17 protein-coding genes are annotated in these 19,406 nt (G+C 48.4%); 9 read left to right on the forward strand and 8 right to left on the reverse strand.

All coding sequences use genetic code 11. The features are described 5' to 3' along the window. Positions 1 to 60 precede the first annotated feature (60 nt). A complete protein-coding gene (gene pgm, locus C9I99_RS18090; RefSeq protein WP_107350253.1) occupies positions 61 to 1,707 on the reverse strand; it encodes a phosphoglucomutase (alpha-D-glucose-1,6-bisphosphate-dependent) in 1,647 nt (548 codons plus the stop codon). 39 nt (positions 1,708 to 1,746) lie between these two features. Continuing rightward, positions 1,747 to 2,298: a replication initiation negative regulator SeqA gene (gene seqA, locus C9I99_RS18095; protein ID WP_107350310.1), complete on the reverse strand. Its 552-nt coding sequence runs from the start codon at positions 2,296 to 2,298 to the stop codon at positions 1,747 to 1,749. Between the two features lie 102 nt (positions 2,299 to 2,400). Here seqA and C9I99_RS18100 point away from each other — a divergent pair, with 102 nt between their 5' ends. The 4 genes from C9I99_RS18100 to fcrX all read left to right on the forward strand — a co-directional run bounded on the left by C9I99_RS18100 (position 2,401) and on the right by fcrX (position 5,070). Next, positions 2,401 to 3,168 carry an alpha/beta fold hydrolase gene (locus C9I99_RS18100; protein ID WP_107350254.1) on the forward strand — a complete coding sequence of 256 codons (768 nt, stop codon included), beginning with the start codon at positions 2,401 to 2,403 and terminating at the stop codon, positions 3,166 to 3,168. 77 nt (positions 3,169 to 3,245) lie between these two features. Further along, positions 3,246 to 3,467: a DUF2788 domain-containing protein gene (locus tag C9I99_RS18105; protein WP_107298499.1), complete on the forward strand. Its 222-nt coding sequence runs from the start codon at positions 3,246 to 3,248 to the stop codon at positions 3,465 to 3,467. Between the two features lie 153 nt (positions 3,468 to 3,620). Then, on the forward strand, positions 3,621 to 4,148 hold the full coding sequence (gene fldA / locus C9I99_RS18110; RefSeq protein WP_107350255.1) for a flavodoxin FldA: 528 nt from the start codon (positions 3,621 to 3,623) through the stop codon (positions 4,146 to 4,148). 475 nt (positions 4,149 to 4,623) lie between these two features. Further along, positions 4,624 to 5,070, forward strand: coding sequence for a ferric iron uptake transcriptional regulator FcrX (gene fcrX / locus C9I99_RS18115; protein ID WP_107350256.1), 447 nt, complete (start codon positions 4,624 to 4,626; stop codon positions 5,068 to 5,070). 132 nt (positions 5,071 to 5,202) lie between these two features. On the opposite strand, the gene glnS is transcribed toward fcrX, so the two are convergent. The 3 genes from glnS to nagE all read right to left on the reverse strand — a co-directional run bounded on the left by glnS (position 5,203) and on the right by nagE (position 8,829). After that, complete coding sequence (gene glnS / locus C9I99_RS18120; protein WP_107350257.1) at positions 5,203 to 6,867, reverse strand: glutamine--tRNA ligase; 1,665 nt, start codon at positions 6,865 to 6,867, stop codon at positions 5,203 to 5,205. A 175-nt stretch (positions 6,868 to 7,042) separates the two neighbouring features. Then, complete coding sequence (locus C9I99_RS27575) at positions 7,043 to 7,165, reverse strand: early set domain-containing protein (RefSeq protein WP_275937913.1); 123 nt, start codon at positions 7,163 to 7,165, stop codon at positions 7,043 to 7,045. Between the two features lie 173 nt (positions 7,166 to 7,338). Then, entirely contained in the window at positions 7,339 to 8,829 is a 1,491-nt protein-coding gene (nagE, locus tag C9I99_RS18125; RefSeq protein ID WP_107350258.1) for an N-acetylglucosamine-specific PTS transporter subunit IIBC, read from the reverse strand. Positions 8,830 to 9,085: 256 nt separating this feature from the next. Here nagE and nagB point away from each other — a divergent pair, with 256 nt between their 5' ends. The 5 genes from nagB to asnB all read left to right on the forward strand — a co-directional run bounded on the left by nagB (position 9,086) and on the right by asnB (position 16,084). After that, on the forward strand, positions 9,086 to 9,886 hold the full coding sequence (nagB, locus tag C9I99_RS18130) for a glucosamine-6-phosphate deaminase (RefSeq protein WP_107350259.1): 801 nt from the start codon (positions 9,086 to 9,088) through the stop codon (positions 9,884 to 9,886). Between the two features lie 14 nt (positions 9,887 to 9,900). Continuing rightward, complete coding sequence (gene nagA, locus C9I99_RS18135; RefSeq protein ID WP_107350260.1) at positions 9,901 to 11,037, forward strand: N-acetylglucosamine-6-phosphate deacetylase; 1,137 nt, start codon at positions 9,901 to 9,903, stop codon at positions 11,035 to 11,037. Positions 11,038 to 11,039: 2 nt separating this feature from the next. Next, positions 11,040 to 12,254 (forward strand): DNA-binding transcriptional regulator NagC, encoded by a 1,215-nt coding sequence (nagC, locus tag C9I99_RS18140; RefSeq protein WP_107350261.1) that lies wholly within the window; start codon positions 11,040 to 11,042, stop codon positions 12,252 to 12,254. 229 nt (positions 12,255 to 12,483) lie between these two features. Further along, on the forward strand, positions 12,484 to 14,070 hold the full coding sequence (locus C9I99_RS18145; protein WP_107350262.1) for a cation:proton antiporter family protein: 1,587 nt from the start codon (positions 12,484 to 12,486) through the stop codon (positions 14,068 to 14,070). 349 nt (positions 14,071 to 14,419) lie between these two features. Beyond that, on the forward strand, positions 14,420 to 16,084 hold the full coding sequence (asnB, locus tag C9I99_RS18150) for an asparagine synthase B (protein WP_107350263.1): 1,665 nt from the start codon (positions 14,420 to 14,422) through the stop codon (positions 16,082 to 16,084). Between the two features lie 71 nt (positions 16,085 to 16,155). Here the strand turns inward: asnB and C9I99_RS18155 are convergent, their stop codons facing one another. From C9I99_RS18155 to hemH, 3 genes are all read right to left on the reverse strand, one after another. Beyond that, positions 16,156 to 16,692 carry an outer membrane beta-barrel protein gene (locus C9I99_RS18155; protein WP_107350264.1) on the reverse strand — a complete coding sequence of 179 codons (537 nt, stop codon included), beginning with the start codon at positions 16,690 to 16,692 and terminating at the stop codon, positions 16,156 to 16,158. A 167-nt stretch (positions 16,693 to 16,859) separates the two neighbouring features. Then, positions 16,860 to 18,164 carry an inosine/guanosine kinase gene (locus tag C9I99_RS18160; RefSeq protein WP_107350265.1) on the reverse strand — a complete coding sequence of 435 codons (1,305 nt, stop codon included), beginning with the start codon at positions 18,162 to 18,164 and terminating at the stop codon, positions 16,860 to 16,862. Positions 18,165 to 18,327: 163 nt separating this feature from the next. Further along, on the reverse strand, positions 18,328 to 19,323 hold the full coding sequence (hemH, locus tag C9I99_RS18165) for a ferrochelatase (protein ID WP_107350266.1): 996 nt from the start codon (positions 19,321 to 19,323) through the stop codon (positions 18,328 to 18,330). Positions 19,324 to 19,406: the final 83 nt, after the last annotated feature.

A 19,406-nucleotide genomic window follows, 5' to 3' on the forward strand; every position in this document is an offset into this window, starting at 1 on the left:
ATAGACATAAAAAAACGCCCGCTCTATAGAGCGGGCGTTTTCACAATCAATCTCGAGAGATTACAGGCCAGCGTCGGCAAATACCTTGCTGACAATTTCCTGTGCTTCTTTCTCAATCAAGGCCAAGTGTTCTTTGCCTTTGAAGCTCTCGCAGTAGATCTTGTAGATGTCTTCCGTACCTGAAGGACGCGCAGCAAACCAACCGTTTTCAGTGGTCACTTTCAGGCCACCAATAGCAGCACCGTTACCCGGCGCATGCGTCAGGCGTGCAGTGATGGCATCACCCGCCAGCGTTTCAGCGGCAACCATCTCAGGAGATAGCTTGCTCAGTACTGCTTTTTGCTCACCGTTAGCCACAGCCTGCAGGCGATTGTACTCAGACGCACCGTGCTTAGCTGCCAGTTCTTCGTAGTATTGCTGCGGGTTCTTACCGGTTACGGCAGTGATTTCTGCCGCAACTAGGCAAAGCAGGATACCGTCTTTGTCGGTAGACCAAGGTGTACCGTCCATGCGTAGGAATGATGCCCCCGCACTTTCTTCGCCACCGAAGCCAAGCTCACCGCTGTAAAGACCATCAACAAACCATTTGAAGCCAACCGGTACTTCGCAAAGCTCACGGCCAAGATCAGCAACAACGCGGTCGATCAGTGCACTGGATACCAATGTCTTACCAACAGCAACTTCCTGTGCCCAATCAGGGCGGTGGCGGTAAAGATAATCAATACATACCGCTAGGAAGTGGTTAGGGTTCATAAGACCGGCAGGCGTCACAATACCGTGACGGTCGTAGTCAGGGTCATTACCGAACGCCAAGTCGTATTTGTCTTTGTGCGCCAGCAGGCCAGCCATCGCGTAAGGCGACGAACAGTCCATGCGCACTACGCCGTCTTTGTCTAGCGACATGAAGCGGAAAGACGGGTCGATAGACTCATCCACCAGCGTAAGATCCAAGCCGTAATGCGCAGCGATCTGACGCCAGTACTCAATGCCAGATCCGCCCAGTGGATCAACACCCATTTTCAGATTGGCTTTCTGGATCGCAGCCATATCGATGACATTAACCAGATCATCAACATAAGGTGCAACCAAATCACGCGCTTCAACCAGATCACTAGCAAAGGCATCAGCGATTGAAATGCGCTTAACATCGACCATGCCCGCTGCAATAATTTCATTGGCTCGGGTTTCGATAGCCGTCGTTAGTGCACCTTCCGCCGGGCCACCGTGGACCGGGTTGTATTTGATCCCGCCGTCTTGCGGTGGGTTGTGCGATGGCGTGATAACGATACCGTCAGCTTTGTCATCCTGCGCTTTGTTGTGACACAAGATGGCATGAGAAATACCCGGTGTTGGGGTGTAACCATTATCTTGCTGGATCACAACCTGCACACCATTAGCCACCAACACTTCAAGTGTCGAGGTAAAAGCAGGCTCAGACAGTGCGTGGGTATCCTTACCAAGGAATAGTGGACCTGTTACGCCGTTGGCAGCGCGAACTTCAGCCACAGCCTGAGCAATCGCCCAAATGTGGTGCTGGTTAAACGTTCCTTTGTCGGCGGTCCCGCGGTGACCAGAAGTTCCGAATGCGACCTTCTGCTGCGGATTTTGAGCACTTGGCTCAATCAGGAAATAATTTGCCACCAACGCGGGAATATTATGCATATCTTCTTGCTGAGCACGCTGCCCCGCACGAGGATGAATAGCCATTAACGTATCCTTGTAAAAACTAAATAGGCATATTGCCGGTTAAATTTCACCGCAAACTTTTTCAATGATATCGCCACTGAAGCTCATCTTGACCATCAGTTGTTCAACCATCTGGCGTTTACGATCAGTATTCGTATTCGTGATCACCCAAAAAGGTGTTTCCGGAATTGGCTTAGGCTTAGTGGTCTTGCCACTTGCTAGCAGTTTCTCTTCTGTATCGGCGAAGTAAATTCGGGTACGCCCTTTAATAGCAGCCGCTTCAGAGAAACCTTGAGGATCAATACGATAAAGCGAGGTTAATACCAGCATAAATCGGCCAATCGCTTTTTCCTGCACGGCAAATTCGTCAGAAATCAACAACGAACGCATCTCTTTCACGCGATCGTTATTGGGTACCACGTTGCCCGCATCTTTGCTCACCACGACGCCTTTCGGACGTACTGGCATCACGACCTCATGCTGCAAGGTTGCTACAGATTGATCAGGCATCATCAGCAAGCGGCGCAGGATATCCGAAGCACTTTCACCAATGTGCTGGGTCTGGCTCGCGATATAACGATATAGCTCTTCGTCTACCTCAATAGTCTTCATCGTAGTGTTCATTATCGTTCCGTTTAAAAATCACCGAGAGATTATAACGTGATCCGAGGTTATACTCTACGGTAAAGCGTTAACTACAAGAGAAAATAGTCAGTGAATCTTCATTACCAAGTCGATGGCGAAGGCGATGTGATCGTCTTGATCCACGGCCTATTTGGCAGCGCCGACAATCTCGGCCTAATGGCCAGATCATTGAAAGATAAATATAAAGTGATCAGCGTTGATCTGCGTAACCATGGTCGCTCCCCACACAGCGATCAATTTACCTACCGCGAAATGGCACAAGATATCCTTACTGTTATCGACCAACTCAACGTCGAGCGCTTCTCGCTGATTGGTCATTCTATGGGCGGCAAGGTGGCAATGGCAGCAACCGAACTCGCTGCGGCCCGACTCAACCATTTGCTGGTCTTGGATATGGCACCGGTTCACTACCTGGTCCACCGCCACGAAAACGTGTTCAACGGCTTGCGTGAAGTCTCCCGCCACACCGTCAGCAAGCGCAGTGAAGCCGAACCGTTACTCGCTAAGCACGTGGTTGAACCTGGGGTTCGCCAGTTCCTGCTCAAATCCTTTGCCAAACAAGAAAACGGGCTGTTTGATTGGCGTTTCAATGTCGAAGGCCTCATTGCCAACTATGCCACCATTATGGGCTGGCAGGACATAGTGCCGTTCACTGGCAAGACCTTATTTATCAAGGGGCAGAATTCAGAGTATATTTTACCGGAACACCGCGTGGCGATTGGCACCCAATTTCCCAACGCCAAAGCGCATCTGGTGGCCAACACGGGGCACTGGTTGCATGCTGAAAAACCTGAAACGGTTAATCGTATCATTTTGAACTTCTTGCAGGCCGCTTAGCGTTAACAGGCGGGCGTTGTCTATGATATAGTGCGCGCCTGGCTCAAAAATGACGATAATGTGGAAAGGAGACACAGATGTTGTATGAGCATATGGATTTGCTTGAATCTATTGGGCTGGATTTGCTCTTTGCCGCGATATTTTTCTTTATCGGCATGGCCATTAAAGATGTGCTAAAACAAGGCAATGTTCCGCCTTTTGGCCGAAAAATCGTCTGGCTGGTTCTTTTCCTTGGATGTGCCGGTTTTATTACCAAAGGTCTGATCCAAATCAGCTGGGAAGGCGCAGGCATCGGTTAAAACTGAACGATTACAGTCATTGATAGCCAAAAGCAGCAGTGTGCTGACTTTACATACCGCGATCACTGACCATCAGGGTATACTCCTGACAAGGCTATTTCTATCGTTAACCAACAGGTTAACGGTCAACATTAATAACGGGTAATTTCTACTATGGCAAGTGTAGGACTCTTCTTTGGTAGCGACACTGGTAACACAGAAGCGGTCGCTAAAATGATCCAGAAACAACTGGGCAAAAAGCTAGTTGAAGTAAAAGATATCGCAAAATGCAGCAAAGAAGATATCGATAACTTTGACCTACTGTTGCTAGGTATCCCAACTTGGTACTACGGTGAAGCACAGTGTGACTGGGATGATTTCTTCCCTGAGCTAGAGCAAATCGACTTTTCAACCAAACTGGTTGCTATCTTTGGCTGTGGTGATCAGGAAGACTACGCTGAGTACTTCTGTGATGCGATGGGTACAGTACGTGAAATCGTTGAAGGTCGTGGCGCAACTATCGTTGGCCACTTCTCTACCGAAGGCTTTGAGTTCGAAGCATCTAAAGCGCTTGTAGACGACAACCACTTCATTGGTCTGTGTGTTGACGAAGACCGCCAGCCAGAACTTACCGAAGAGCGCGTACAGAAGTGGGTTAACCAGATTTTCGATGAAATGTGCCTAGCAGAACTTGCTGACTAATATTTCGTCTAGCGAAAACTAAAATGCCGGGTCTGATGCCCGGCATTTTTATATCTGGAAAGCTTAAGATAGCGTTTCCCCCTACGTGGCCCAAATGGCATTCCTTGCTGAGGCTCGCTATCAGCATCCAGATATACACCGGCTTGGCTTGCAAAATAACGCTCGCGCCGTATTGAGTACGATTAGCATTTCCATTTCACTATTTTAACTTTGAGGCCAGAGATTCAGGGCAAAATTGATCACTGATAGGCAGGAAAATTCGATACATAGCGGCACTCCTATCACAGGTTCAATGAGATGACTCCCACTGCGTCTAATTACATTTGGACAACACACAAGCAACAATAAGAAAAGTTAGATATCAGCAAGATTGACCTGTTTTTAGGTTTATTGTTACCTTGTGGTCACTTATAATGAGCAAAGAAGAGAAAGACTACCGTATCATGAGGGTGCGGGTAGCCAATAGGAAACTCCAATGTCAGATAACAATCACGCACTAAAACAAGCTGGCCTGAAAGTAACCCTTCCACGCCTTAAGATTCTGGAAGTGTTACAACAGCCGGATTGCCAGCATATCAGTGCTGAAGACTTGTATAAGAAGCTAATCGATATCGGTGAAGAAATTGGCTTGGCGACGGTATACCGCGTTTTAAACCAATTTGACGATGCAGGCATTGTGACGCGCCACCACTTTGAAGGCGGCAAATCGGTATTCGAACTGGCAACACAGCATCACCATGACCACCTAGTATGCCTAGACTGTGGCAAAGTTATTGAGTTCTCTGATGACATCATCGAAGAACGCCAAAAAGAAATCGCGGCTAGCTTCAATGTTCGCCTAACCAACCACAGTCTGTACCTGTACGGCCACTGTGCAGAAGGCAACTGCCAAGAAGACAGCACACTACACGACAAAAAATAATTAGGCCCAAGTAAAAAACAATAAGGCCATGAGCTCAACACTTGGCCACTCAACCAGCCTCATTTTTGTTGTTGTCCACCAATAAAAAAACCAGCCATTTGGCTGGTTTTTTCATATCAGGGTTGGAGAGGCTTAGTCACCAATCTTCGCCCAAGTATCACGTAGGCCAACGGTGCGGTTAAAGACCAACTTCTCTTTCGAAGAGTCTTTGCTATCGGTACAGAAGTAGCCCATACGCTCAAACTGGAACGCTTTTTCCGCTTCAGCTTCAACCAGTGACGGTTCAACCACGCCATTCATCACGCTCAGTGACTCAGGGTTGATCACTGACACGAAGTCATCTGCCGCACCTGGGTTTGGAACGGTAAATAGGCGATCGTAAAGACGGATTTCAGCCGGAACACCCTGCTCTGCAGATACCCAGTGGATCACGCCTTTCACCTTACGGCCGTCAGCAGGGTTCTTGCCCAGCGTTTCGTTATCGTAAGAACAGAAGATGGTAGTAATGTTGCCGTCTTCGTCTTTCTCGATACGCTCAGCCTTGATCACATACGCGCCACGCAAACGAACTTCTTTGCCCAGAACAAGACGCTTGTACTTCTTGTTGGCTTCTTCGCGGAAGTCTTCACGCTCGATGTACACTTCACGAGTAAAAGGTACCGTACGACTACCCATCTCAGGCTTGTTCGGGTGATTAGCAACGTCTAACATTTCCGCTTCGCCATCAAAGTTCTCAATTACGACTTTGATTGGGTCAAGAACAGCCATTGCACGCGGTGCATTTTCGTTCAAGTCGTCACGGATACAGGATTCTAGTGAGCTCATTTCAATGGTGTTGTCTTGCTTGGTTACACCAATACGCTTACAGAATTCGCGAATAGACGCCGACGTAAAGCCACGGCGACGTAGGCCAGAGATAGTCGGCATACGTGGATCATCCCAACCTGACACCAAGTTTTCAGTCACAAGCTGGTTCAGCTTACGCTTAGACATCACGGTGTATTCAAGGTTTAGACGGCTAAACTCATACTGACGAGGCTGGCAGTCGATTGTGATGTTATCCAGTACCCAGTCATACAGACGGCGGTTGTCCATGAACTCCAGGGTACAAATAGAGTGCGTAATGCCCTCTAGCGCATCTGAAATACAGTGGGTGAAATCGTACATCGGGTAGATGCACCACTTGTCACCGGTTTGGTGGTGAGTGGCAAAACGTACACGGTAAATAACCGGATCACGCAACACCATAAACGGTGATGCCATGTCGATTTTAGCGCGCAGGCTCATTTTGCCTTCTTCAATCTCACCGTTCTTCATTTTCTCGAACAGCTCAAGGTTTTCTTCTACGCTGCGATCACGGTATGGGCTGTGCTTACCGGCTTCGGTAAGGGTGCCACGGTATTCGCGCATCTGCTCTGGACTTAGCTCATCAACGTACGCTAAGCCTTTATTAATCAATTCAATAGCAAACCCGTGCAGCTTATCGAAGTAGTTCGATGAGTAACAAATCTCACCGCTCCATTCAAAGCCTAACCAGTTAACATCGTTCTTAATAGACTCAACGTATTCGATGTCTTCTTTCTCAGGGTTTGTATCATCGAAACGAAGATTACATTGACCCTGATAGTCCTGAGCAATACCGAAGTTCAAACAAATAGATTTCGCATGGCCGATATGCAGGTAACCATTCGGCTCCGGCGGGAATCGGGTATGTACGCTTGTATGTTTGCCACTATCTAAATCCGCATCAATAATCTGGCGGATAAAGTTAGTTGGACGAGCTTCAGATTCACTCATCAATTAGACCTCGTGTGCTTACAGGATTTTTAAGTCCCCTATGATCCATAAATATAGGGGCCGACTCAACAAATAGTGTACATTGTTTGTCGATATGAATAAAAAAACCCCGCAATCGTACGGGGTTTCGAAGATAATCGGCCGAAACTGGCGGGGTTAGGCCCGCCAACAGCCATTACAACGTGACTAAACGGCTAAAGCGCTGGCGGTCCGCACTCATCGCACGCACCTCAACATCCCCAGAAACTGAAGCTTTACGCTTGGCATCATAGGTCTGCCAAGGGGGACAAACAAACATAACAATGATCTGAAACCGCAGGCACTAAGGCTCGCCCTTGATAACTCAGACACGGGTCTGAAAGAGAGAGAATGCTTTGATAGTGTGGTAACAGGTGATTATTGAGTCTGATGGAATATCGGCCTCCGAATGGAGGCCGATATGGTCGTTAACTATGACTTAAGGCAAAGTCATTAAGGAAGCTTTACTGCTGATAGGTCTTCGTTCGGAGAAACTTTCTTCATTTCACCAGCAACGATTTCAGCAAGTGGGCCTAGGATAACCTGTAGGTTGTTAGAACCCAGTTTCACCACACCCATTGCACCCAGTGCTTTCAGTGTTTTCTCATCAGCAAGGCTGCTGTCTTTCAGCGTCAGACGTAGACGAGTGATACATGCATCGATGTTTTCTAGGTTAGATACGCCACCTAGAGCTACGACGTACTGCTTAGCTAGCTCACCCGTTTCCTGAGAACCGCCAACATCAGATGCTGTTTCATCTTCGTCTTCACGGCCAGGAGTCTTCAAGTTGAACTTGATGATAACCGTGCGGAAGATTGCGTAGTATAGGCCGAAGAATACTAGACCCTGTACAACCAGCATGTACCAGTTTGTCGCAAGTGGGTTGCGGCTCTGAAGAACCATATCAACCAGACCTGCAGAGAAACCGAAGCCAGAAATCCACTGCATTGAAGCTGCGATGTAAACAGAGATACCTGTTAGTAGTGCGTGAAGTACGTATAGGCCTGGTGCTAGGAACATGAAGGCAAATTCTAGCGGCTCAGTAACACCAGTGAAGAATGAAGCGAAACCTGCAGCAATCATGATTGATGCAACTTTGTCTTTGTTCTCTGGCTTAGCTGTGTGGTACATAGCAAGCGCTGCACCTGGTAGACCGAACATCATGATTGGGAAGAAACCACCCATGTAGATACCCGTTACACCCGGAATTGCAACACCAGAGTCGATTGAACCCTGACCACCAAGGAAGTTAGGAAGGTCGTTGATACCTGCTACGTCAAACCAGAATACAGAGTTCAGTGCATGGTGAAGACCCACTGGGATTAGTAGACGGTTGAAGAATGCGTAGATACCCGCACCTAGCTCACCAAGACCCTGAATCGCTTCACCGAAGCTGACTAGACCACCGTATACAGCAGGCCAGATAAACATCAGAACGAAAGCGATGAGGATACCAGCAATTGACATCAAGATTGGAACCAGACGCTTACCAGAGAAGAACGCCAGTGCTTTGTGCAATTCAACTTGCGAGAAGCGGTTGTAAATTTCAGCCGCAACGATACCCACTAGAATACCAACAAACTGGTTGTTGATCTTGCCGAAGGCCGCTGGTACTGCGCTAACATCGATACCCTGGATGTTAGCAACCGTGCCCGGTGCTAGTAACGTAGTCACTACTAAGAAACCAACGAAACCCGATAGTGCTGCTGCACCGTCTTTATCTTTAGACATACCGTAAGCAACACCAATTGCAAACAGCACAGACATGTTATCGATGATAGCCGAACCAGCTTTGATCAAGAAAGCAGCAAGTGCACTGTTCGCACCCCAGCCGGCCGGATCAATCCAGTAACCAATACCCATTAAGATTGCAGCTGCAGGAAGCGTGGCGACAGGCACCATCAATGCTTTACCTACTTTTTGAAAATATCCAAGAATATTCACCCTTAGTTCCCCCTATGGTTTTCTTAGATTCGATTGTGAATAACTTATTTTAGCTATCCGATTAAGTCTCTTGCAGTTTAAGAATTTTATTTCGCCCCGCAAATTAAAAGGTCCTCATTTGTGATCTTAGTCACCAGTATTGCCAATTGGCAGGCGATTTTGCTAGCTCGATCATAAAACTTATTTTATCATGCAAAACAAATGCGATATCACGCTATGATTTAACCGTAATTTAAATTTGGAATGAGGTGTCACTGTGAGACTAATCCCACTGAATGAAGCTAAAGATGTAGGTTTGTGGTCAGCCCGCTATATTGCTGATCGTATTAACAAATTTAAGCCAACAGCGGAACGTCCTTTCGTACTGGGCCTACCAACAGGTGGCACCCCGCTAGCAACGTACAAGCGTCTAATCGAGCTTTATCAAGCTGGCGAAGTAAGCTTTGAGCATGTTGTCACCTTCAACATGGATGAGTACATTGGTATCCCGGCAGACCACCCTGAGTCATACCGCAGCTTTATGTACAACAATTTCTTCAACCACATTGATATTAAAGAAGAAAACATCAACCTTCTTAATGGCAATACTGAAGATCACGATGCTGAATGCCAACGCTACGAAGAGAAAATCAAGTCATACGGCAAGATTAACCTGTTCATGGGCGGCGTAGGTAACGACGGTCACATAGCCTTCAACGAGCCAGCATCGTCTCTTGCGTCTCGTACCCGCATCAAAACCCTGACTGAAGATACCCGCATCGCGAATTCTCGTTTCTTCGATGGCGATATCAACCAGGTACCTAAGTACGCATTGACTATCGGTGTCGGTACCCTGCTAGATTCTGCAGAAATTATGATTCTGGTAACCGGTCACAACAAAGCGCTAGCGCTGCAAGCCGCAGTTGAGGGGTCAGTTAACCACCTATGGACAGTTTCAGCCCTGCAGATTCACCCTAAATCTCTGATTGTATGTGATGAGCCATCGACACAAGAGCTGAAAGTGAAGACTGTTAAGTACTTCCGTGAACTTGAAGCTGAAAACATCAAGCATCTGTAATCAAGGAGTTATTCATGTACGCGCTAACCAATTGCCGCATTTACACCGGTAGCGATGTGCTGAATAACCACGCCGTCATTATTGACGGCGTGAACATTCACGCTGTCTGCCCTGTTTCAGAACTTCCTGCGGATATTGAAATCCGTGATCTTGATGGTGCCAATCTTACACCAGGCTTCATCGACCTCCAGCTGAATGGCTGTGGCGGTGTCATGCTCAATGATGAGATCAATGCCGACACTATCCATACCATGCACCGTGCAAACCTGAAATCAGGCTGCACCAGCTTCCTGCCAACGCTGATCACCTCTTCTGATGAAGATATGAAAGCGGCAATCGCTGCCGAGCGCGACTATCAGAGCCAATACCAAAACCATTCACTGGGTTTGCACCTTGAAGGTCCTTACCTAAACGTGATGAAAAAAGGTATCCACTCTGTTGACCATATCCGCCGCTCTGACAACGCGATGATCAATGCCATCTGCGACAATGCCGATGTGGTGACCAAGGTAACCCTCGCACCGGAGCAAAACGACCACAGCCATATCGAGCAACTGGTTGAAGCCGGTATCGTAGTATCAGCAGGTCATACCAACGCCACTTACGTAGAAGCCCGCAACGGCTTTGCCTCAGGGATTACTTTCGCGACCCACCTGTTCAACGCCATGACCCCGATTGCTGGTCGTGAGCCGGGTATGGTCGGGGCTATTTACGACACACCAGAGGTCTATACCGGTGTGATCGCCGATGGTTTCCATGTCGATTATGCCAATATCCGCATGGCCCACCGCATGAAAGGCGACAAACTTGTTTTGGTCACCGATGCAACTGCACCCGCAGGAGCTGACATGGATCACTTTATTTTTGTCGGCAAGAAAGTATATTACCGTGATGGTAAGTGTGTTGATGAAAATGGCACACTTGGTGGTTCGGCACTCACTATGATCGAAGCGGTCCAGAATAGTGTCGAGCATGCAGGTATCGCCCTGGACGAAGCGATTCGTATGGCAACCCTCTATCCTGCTCGCGCTATCGGCGTTGATCAGAAGTTGGGCGCCATCAAAAAAGGCATGGTAGCAAACTTAGCTATTTTTGATCGTGACTATAAAGTTCAGGCGACTGTTGTTAACGGTGAATACGAGCAGAATTAAATATGACAGGCGGACAAATTGGTAATGTTGATCTGGTAAAGCAGCTAAATAGCGCTGCTGTTTACCGGCTCATCGACTTGCAAGGCCCTATATCTCGAATCCAGGTTGCTGATATCAGTCAGCTCGCACCTGCAAGTGTTACTAAAATCACCCGCCAACTGCTGGAGCGCGGCCTGATTAAAGAGGTCGCGCAGCAGGCTTCCACCGGAGGCCGGCGTGCAATTTCGTTGACTACAGAGTCAGCACCTTTTCACTCGATTGCGATTCGCCTCGGGCGAAACTACATCGAACTAACGATTTATGACCTTAGCGGCAAGCATATTGTCGGTACTGCGCATCCTTTCTACTATGCCAATCCACAAGAGCTTATCGATGGCTTGCTTGAGCATATCCGCACATTTATTTCCGATAACCAGAATGTGCTACGCGAACTGGTTGCCTTTGGGATCACCCTACCGGGCCTGATTGATCCGGAAAGCGGTGTGGTTGAGTACATGCCCCACATCGATGTTGATAACTTGCCGTTGTCGGAAATTATCACAGACAAATACGGTGTTGCCTGCTTTGTCGGCAATGATATCCGCGGCTTGGCACTGGCCGAGCATTATTTCGGGGCAAGCAGAGACTGCAGGGACTCTATCCTTGTCAGTGTCCACCACGGTACCGGTGCAGGGATCATTGTCAACGGGCAGGTATTCTTGGGCTTCAACCGTAATGTCGGTGAGATTGGCCATATCCAGATCGACCCGCTTGGCGACAAGTGCCAGTGTGGCAACTTTGGCTGCCTAGAAACCGTCGCAGCCGATCCGGCGATTATCCGCCACGTTCAAGCCCTGCTTGACCAAGGCTACCCAAGCTCTTTGCAAGAGCTGGAAGATATCACCATGCCAGCTATCTGTGAAGCGGCCAATAAGGGCGACGAACTGGCAAGCCAAGCGTTAATCAAAGTTGGTAATCAATTGGGCAAAGCCCTGGCAATGACCATCAACTTGTTTAACCCACAGAAAATTGTCGTGGCCGGTAATATTACCCAAGCCAAAGACGTCATTTTTCCTGCGATTCGCCGCTGTGTGGAAACCCAGTCGCTTTCAACCTTTAACAAGGACTTGCCAATCGTTGAGTCTGTGCTCTACACCCAGCCGACCATCGGTGCATTTTCGATGATCAAGCGCGCCATGCTTAACGGTGTCTTGTTGCAGCGCTTGTTAGAAGAGTAACGAAAGCAAAGTTTAAAGCGAAAACCAAGACGATGATTAGCTTTCTAAGTTATTCATCCTGTTACAAAATATTAAGGGCAGACTTCAGACAGAAGACTGCCCTTTGTGTTATATTTCGCCGTCAATAAAGTACCCTCATAGATAGAGGTACATATCCAACAGCCAGTCCACACATCTAATTAATCCATTTTTGGCCTGGCGAAGAACCATAAAGGAACGTCAGCCTAGCATGGAACTTATCTATATCATCGCCGCCTTCTTGGCCGGCTTTATCGCACTTCGGTGCAAGCTGCCCCCACTCGTGGGTTTCCTTGTCGCCGGCTTTGCCCTCAATACCGCAGGCTACGAATCAACCCCGGTACTATCGAGCCTCGCCGATCTCGGTGTGACACTGCTGCTATTTACTATTGGCCTAAAGCTCGATGTTAAAACCCTACTAAGCAAAGAAATCTGGGGTGGCGCCACCCTGCACAACCTGCTCACGACCGGCTTGTTTACCCTCGCTTTACTTGTCCTCAAGCAACTAGGGGTTGGTATGATGGCGGGTCTCGATGTGGCCCAAATAGCCTTGCTTGCCTTTGCCCTGTCGTTCTCCAGTACGGTATTTGCGATTAAGGCGCTACAGGAAAAAGGCGAGCTCAACGCAACTTACGGTACCCTCGCCATCGGGATCCTGATTATGCAGGATATCTTCGCGGTACTTTTCCTGACCGTATCGACCGGTAAGATCCCTGAAATCACAGCCCTTGCCCTGTTTGCCCTGCCACTGCTACGCCCTTCGCTGTTTAAGATCCTTGACCGTGCCGGGCACGGTGAGATGCTGGTGCTGTACGGTATTTTCCTGGCGCTGGTCGCCGGGGCTGGCTTGTTTGAGCTTGTCGGCATGAAGGCGGATCTCGGCGCGCTGATCATGGGTATGATGCTCGCCGCCCATCCCAAGTCATCAGAGATGTCAAAGTCGCTGTTCAACCTCAAAGAGCTATTGCTAGTCTGTTTTTTCCTCAACATTGGCTTGGCAGAAAAACCGACGCTCGATGGCCTACTAATGGCACTGTTGCTGATGGTTATGCTGCCGCTCAAGGGGATTTTGTATTACGTCATCTTCAATTTGTTCCGCTACCGAGTCCGTACTTCCCTACTCGGGACCCTGACTCTGTTCAACTACAGCGAATTTGGCCTTATCGTCGGCGGTCTCGCCTACAAAATGGGCATGCTACCGGGTAGCTTCTTGGTCGCCATTGCGATCGCGGTCTCCCTCTCTTTTCTCGTCGCCGCCCCGCTCAACAGCTTGGGTCATCGTCTCTACAAAGATGCCTCAAAGTGGCTCAGAGAGTTCGAGCCGGAAAAACTCAATGCCAGTGATCGCCTGATAGATTTAGGGGATAAACAAATCCTGATCTTAGGTATGGGCCGCATTGGTAGCGGGGCCTATGATGAGCTGGTAGCAACGTACGGCAACAAAATCATCGGGGTCGAAGCCCGTGAAGACTCGGTCGAACTGCATCAAGAGCAAGGTCGCCATGTCATCCACGGCGATGCTACCGACTCAGATTTTTGGGCCCGGGTGATCTCCAAGCAACATATTCAGCTGATCCTGCTCGCCATGCCGCACAGCCAAGCCAACAGTTTTGCCCTCGAGCAAATCCGTGAGCGCAATTACCAAGGCCAAATCGCTGCCATTGCCAAATATGACGATGAAGAAGAAGAGCTCAAAGCGCTGGGAGTCGATGCGGCCTTCAATATCTACAATGAAGCCGGTAGCGGCTTCGCTCGCCATGTGTGTGAACATTTGACACCACAAATTAAGTCGAACTAATTCACACCTATCCACGATAAAACGGCAGCTTCGGCTGCCGTTTGTTTTTGTGCGCAAAATATCACCCACAATTAACTTTCATTCACTTTTTAGGGTATATATTAAATATTATTCATCAAGAGCTCTTTTTATTTATCGAATTGAAATTGATGGTTGCAATTCATTGTTGAATACGCAATTTTAACAATTAACGAAAGGACAGCGATGATGTGGCCAAGATCTGCCTAGCACATAACAAAGTGCTAACGCATCGGAAATGCAAACCCACAAAACGGGTGATGCACACCGCCACGCTGATTCCGGCAATTTTCATGGATAGCAACATTTAGTTAATTTTGGGGTAGGTAGTATGTGTTCAGTATTTGGGATCCTAGACATCAAGAGTGATGCAACGGCATTACGTCAAACCGCATTGGAAATGTCTAAAAAAATGCGCCACCGCGGCCCTGACTGGTCTGGCATTTATTCATCAGATAAAGCCATTCTTGTTCACGAACGTCTGGCTATCGTCGACTTGAACAGCGGTGAACAGCCACTTTACAATGCTGATAAAACACATGCCCTTGCGGTAAATGGTGAGATCTACAACCACAAAGAGCTGCGTGCTGAATTTGCCCCTGACTATCCGTTCCAGACCGAATCTGACTGTGAGATTATTCTGGCACTATACAAAGAGAAAGGCCCCGAGCTACTTGATTACCTCAACGGTATTTTCGGCTTTATCCTATACGATGAGCAGGAAGATGCCTACCTGATCGGCCGTGACCATATCGGCATCATTCCGCTATACCATGGCTATGACGAGCATGGTAACTACTATGTAGCCTCAGAAATGAAGGCATTGGTTCCGGTTTGTAAATCAATCAGTGAATTTCCTCCTGGCCACTTCCTATGGAGCAAAGCCGGCGAACCAACCCGCTACTACAAGCGCGACTGGATGGAATTTGATGCAGTGGTTGACGCTAAGACGGATAAGGTCGCGTTGTCTGATGCATTGGAAGGAGCTGTTAAACGCCAGCTAATGACCGATGTGCCTTACGGTGTACTGCTTTCTGGTGGCTTGGATTCCTCAGTGATTTCAGCCATTACCAAAAAATTTGCCGCCCGCCGTATCGAAGATAACGAAGAATCAGATGCTTGGTGGCCAACCCTGCACTCCTTCGCCATTGGCCTAGAAGGCGCACCGGACCTAAAAGCAGCGAAGGTTGTTGCCGATAGCATCGGTACGGTTCACCATGAACTAACTTATACTGTTCAGGAAGGTCTGGACGCTATCCGCGATGTGATTTACCACATCGAGACTTACGATGTCACCACCATCCGCGCGTCGACGCCGATGTACCTGATGTCACGCAAGATCCGTGCAATGGGTATCAAGATGGTACTGTCTGGCGAAGGTGCCGACGAAGTTTTCGGTGGCTACCTGTATTTCCACAAAGCCCCTAACGCACAAGAGTTCCATGAAGAAACGGTCCGTAAGCTACTCGCACTGAACATGTTTGACTGTGCCCGTGCCAACAAGTCAATGGCTGCATGGGGTATCGAAGCCCGTGTACCTTTCCTCGATAAAGAGTTCCTGGAAGTGGCTATGCGCCTTAACCCTGAAGACAAGATGTGTGGCAATGGCAAGATGGAAAAACACATTCTCCGCGAGTGTTTCGGCCATTACCTGCCAGAATCGGTTGCTTGGCGCCAGAAAGAGCAGTTCTCTGACGGTGTAGGCTACAGCTGGATTGACTCTTTGCGTGAGGTTGCAGAAGCAAAAGTCTCGGATCAGCAGCTTGAAACGGCGAAATTCCGTTTCCCGTACAACACGCCGACCACCAAAGAAGCTTATGTGTACCGAGAGATCTTCGAAGAGCTGTTCCCGCTAGAAGATGCAGCGAAATGTGTTCCAGGTGGCCCGTCAATCGCTTGTTCTAGCGCGAAAGCCATTGAATGGGACGAGAGTTTCAAGAACAGTGCCGATCCTTCAGGCCGTGCCGTCGCAGCAGTTCACAATGAGGCTTACTAATTCAACACCTTAACGGCTGCAGTGCAACATGATGGAAACAGCGAGAGCCGATGCTCTCGCTGTTTTTTTGATCAGAAATAAAAGCGGGTACCGAAAACGAAACGAGTGAAACTGTCTTCGAGGCCATCTTTAGTCACATTGATATCATCCGTCGCGATGCTGTAGTTAACCTCGGCACTTATCGCTACATGCGGGTTAACAAAATACTTAACCCCGCCTGCAAATTTAAGCGTCATCGCAGTCGCATCTTCAAAGTCGAAGTCAAAATCACCATCACTCCCAGACAGGTTGGCGACTTGAGCAGCTAAGCCCAAATATGGCACCCAGTTAGTAGTATTGGTAAAATTATACTCAGTAAAAGCACCTAGCTGGAACTGCTGTGAGCTGTCACTCATGTTAACATCCAACACCCCGCCGATTTCCCAATTCTCGCGTATGAAATAACCGTAAGAGGTATTGAGCACAAATAGATAATCATCGACATAGTCAAGATCTAAGCTACCTTGCAAGCCGAACTCCTGGGTACCTTCCGGTAAACTAACCCCAGCCCATAGTGCTGGAGTGAAAACACTGCCTACCAATACCAACGCCACTGCACTTTTCTTCATATTCTTCTCCATTTCCATATTGAACAAGCTCATAAAGCGTAGATGGGGTTATGTTATTTTTCTAATTATCAACAAGAAAATATACCCTTTGCACATAATCCTTTATCGTTCAGGCATAAAAAAGGGAGACAGTGGCTGTCTCCCTCTCAATATCATAATGATGACGCTTAGCGTTCCCAGTATGCTTCTTCCAAGCTGTCTTCACGCTCTGGCAGGCCGCGAGACAGGCGCGGAGAGTGCTGCGCCAGTACTTCGTAACTCACTCGATTCGAGTACAAGCAAACCTGTGAGAAAGACGAGTAAGTCAAGAAATCAAACTGATGCTTGCTCGACTTCGGTACATTATCTTTGTGATAACGGTTAGCAGACATGTCGTGCAACAGTGCAGACAATGCACCATCACCGGCACCGTTGGTGTTCTTGATACGCTCAGGGCCCCCCATATACGGGGCAATATGTGAGTACACCTTGATCGGGGTTCGACATTCTGATTTGAGCATTGGACGACTGAATTCGTAACGGTTGAACTCAGGAATTTCACCCGGCAGCAGCGGTAGGCTCGTTTCGCGCTTGGCTTCATCTTCGGTGTAACCGGCAGTGTACAAACCAACAGGGCCTGCGGTACATAGCACCAAGTCTACCCACTCAAGGGTTTTCTGTGACGCAATCAGCGGATCAGATTCACCGGTCAGAGCTTCGGCTTCATCTTCGTTCATCGCAACAACCGTCACATGATCACGCAGGAAGTCACGCCACCACTGTGGATCATCTTCAATCACAAACTTGGTACCGAGTGTCAAAACAACAGGTACATCGTACTTTTTGGCGTATTCAATTGCCTGCATAGTGGCTGCTGGCATTGGGTCGCCGTCTTTACAACGTACCAAGTAAGCTGTTAGTACCAAGGCAGAAGCGCGTTTGAATACATCTTCTGGAATGCTGCTTGGGTCAAGCTGGTTCATGCGGCCTTCGTTGATCGCGAAAGTTCGCTCACCTTCTTTAGAGATCAGGGCAAAGCAACGGCCGATAGGGCCATTGACCGGCTGCAGGTGGTTCATATCCATACGGCTTGATGTGTTGCACAGATAACGGTAGGCATAGCTGCCGATTTCGATATCTTTACTCATCACACCCAACAACACGGATTTGTCATCAGCCAGGACCGAATAGTTATGAAGGGTATTACCAATAGTCCCCCCCGCAAACTCGTGGCTAATCAATTCTTTTTCTTTCAGCTCACGGTAAAGTGCTTCGGCTTTCTCATCGGAGATCACCAGCGAGTGACCTTTACTTAGCTCATAGCGTTCCAGGAATTCATCTTCGACGCATGCTTCAATATCAACCAGAGTCTGGTCAATACCGACAATATGCGTACGTGTTAGTCGCTTGTCTTGCTTGGCTTGACTAAGAAGGGGATCACGAGCATGGACCGGGAAGTAATGCTTCGATTTGCGTTGGCCTGGAAATTTCATGTCAATGAGCTGTCTGTTGAGAAATTTTTGCGAATTCTATCACAGAATATAGAACAAAAAAGAAAAAGCTCTCACAGAATGTGAGAGCTTTATTACTAACTAGGAAAGTTTTCCATACAGGGCGTTAAGCTATGCCGACACTCGGTCGCTATTAGGTTAATCCCTACCACCCTTGGCTATGTTGCTGTACCAGCGAAGCCATCAATTTGATATGGCCAGGGCTGTCATTGAGGCAGGGGATCAAATTGAAACTCTCCCCGCCGGCTTCAATAAAGACCTCTTTGCACCCTTCGGCTATCTCTTCCAGCGTTTCTAGGCAGTCCACCGAAAATGCCGGGCAAATCACATCAAGACGCTTCACTCCTTTTTGCGCCAGCTCTCGAATCGTCCCTTCAGTATAAGGCTTGAGCCATTCTTCACGGCCGAAGATAGACTGATAGCTCATACTCATTTGCTCACGCGGCATATCAAGCTTTTCAGCTAGCAATGCGGTGGTACCGTTACAATGCTCAGGATACGGATCGCCATTGTCGGCATAGCGCTTCGGGATCCCATGGTAGGAACACAGCAGATAATCAGCCTTGCCATTCTCTTGCCAAAAATCAGTAACTGATTCAGCCAGCGCTGAAATGTAGTCAGGATGGTCAAAATAGTGGTTCACAAAGCGCAACTCTGGGATCTCGGCCCTCGCCTTCAGCACTTTCGCCACTTTATCAAATACCGCCGCGGTGGTGGTACGTGAGTACTGTGGGTACAGAGGGAGTACCAACACGCGTTCGCAACCCTGCTGCTTGAGCGCATCAAGACCATCAAGCATACTCGGACTACCGTAGGTCATTCCCAACTCAACAGGTACACCCAGGGTGTCTTGCAATGCCTGCTGCTGACGTTTCGAATACACCATCAGTGGGGAGCCCTCATCCATCCATACCGACTGATACAACTTGGCAACTTTCGGCGCGCGGACCGGCAAAATCACCCCGTGTAAGATCGGACACCATAGCCAGCGGTTCATATCAACCACACGGTGGTCATGAAGGAATTCAGACAGGAATCGCTTCACTCCTGCCGGTGTTGCTTCATCCGGTGTTCCTAGATTCACTAGCAGCACCCCATACGGGCGGGTTTGATTATTGTTATCTATGCTTTGCTCGCTCATATCATCCTTCACGCTAACGGCGGTAATGGCCAATCAAGTCAACTATGGTTGGTATAACTGTATCAGTTTTCTTTTCAGTCGGT

Origin of the sequence: Photobacterium lutimaris (assembly GCF_003025555.1) — a bacterium.
In the GTDB taxonomy this organism is placed as follows: Bacteria; Pseudomonadota; Gammaproteobacteria; order Enterobacterales; family Vibrionaceae; genus Photobacterium; species Photobacterium lutimaris.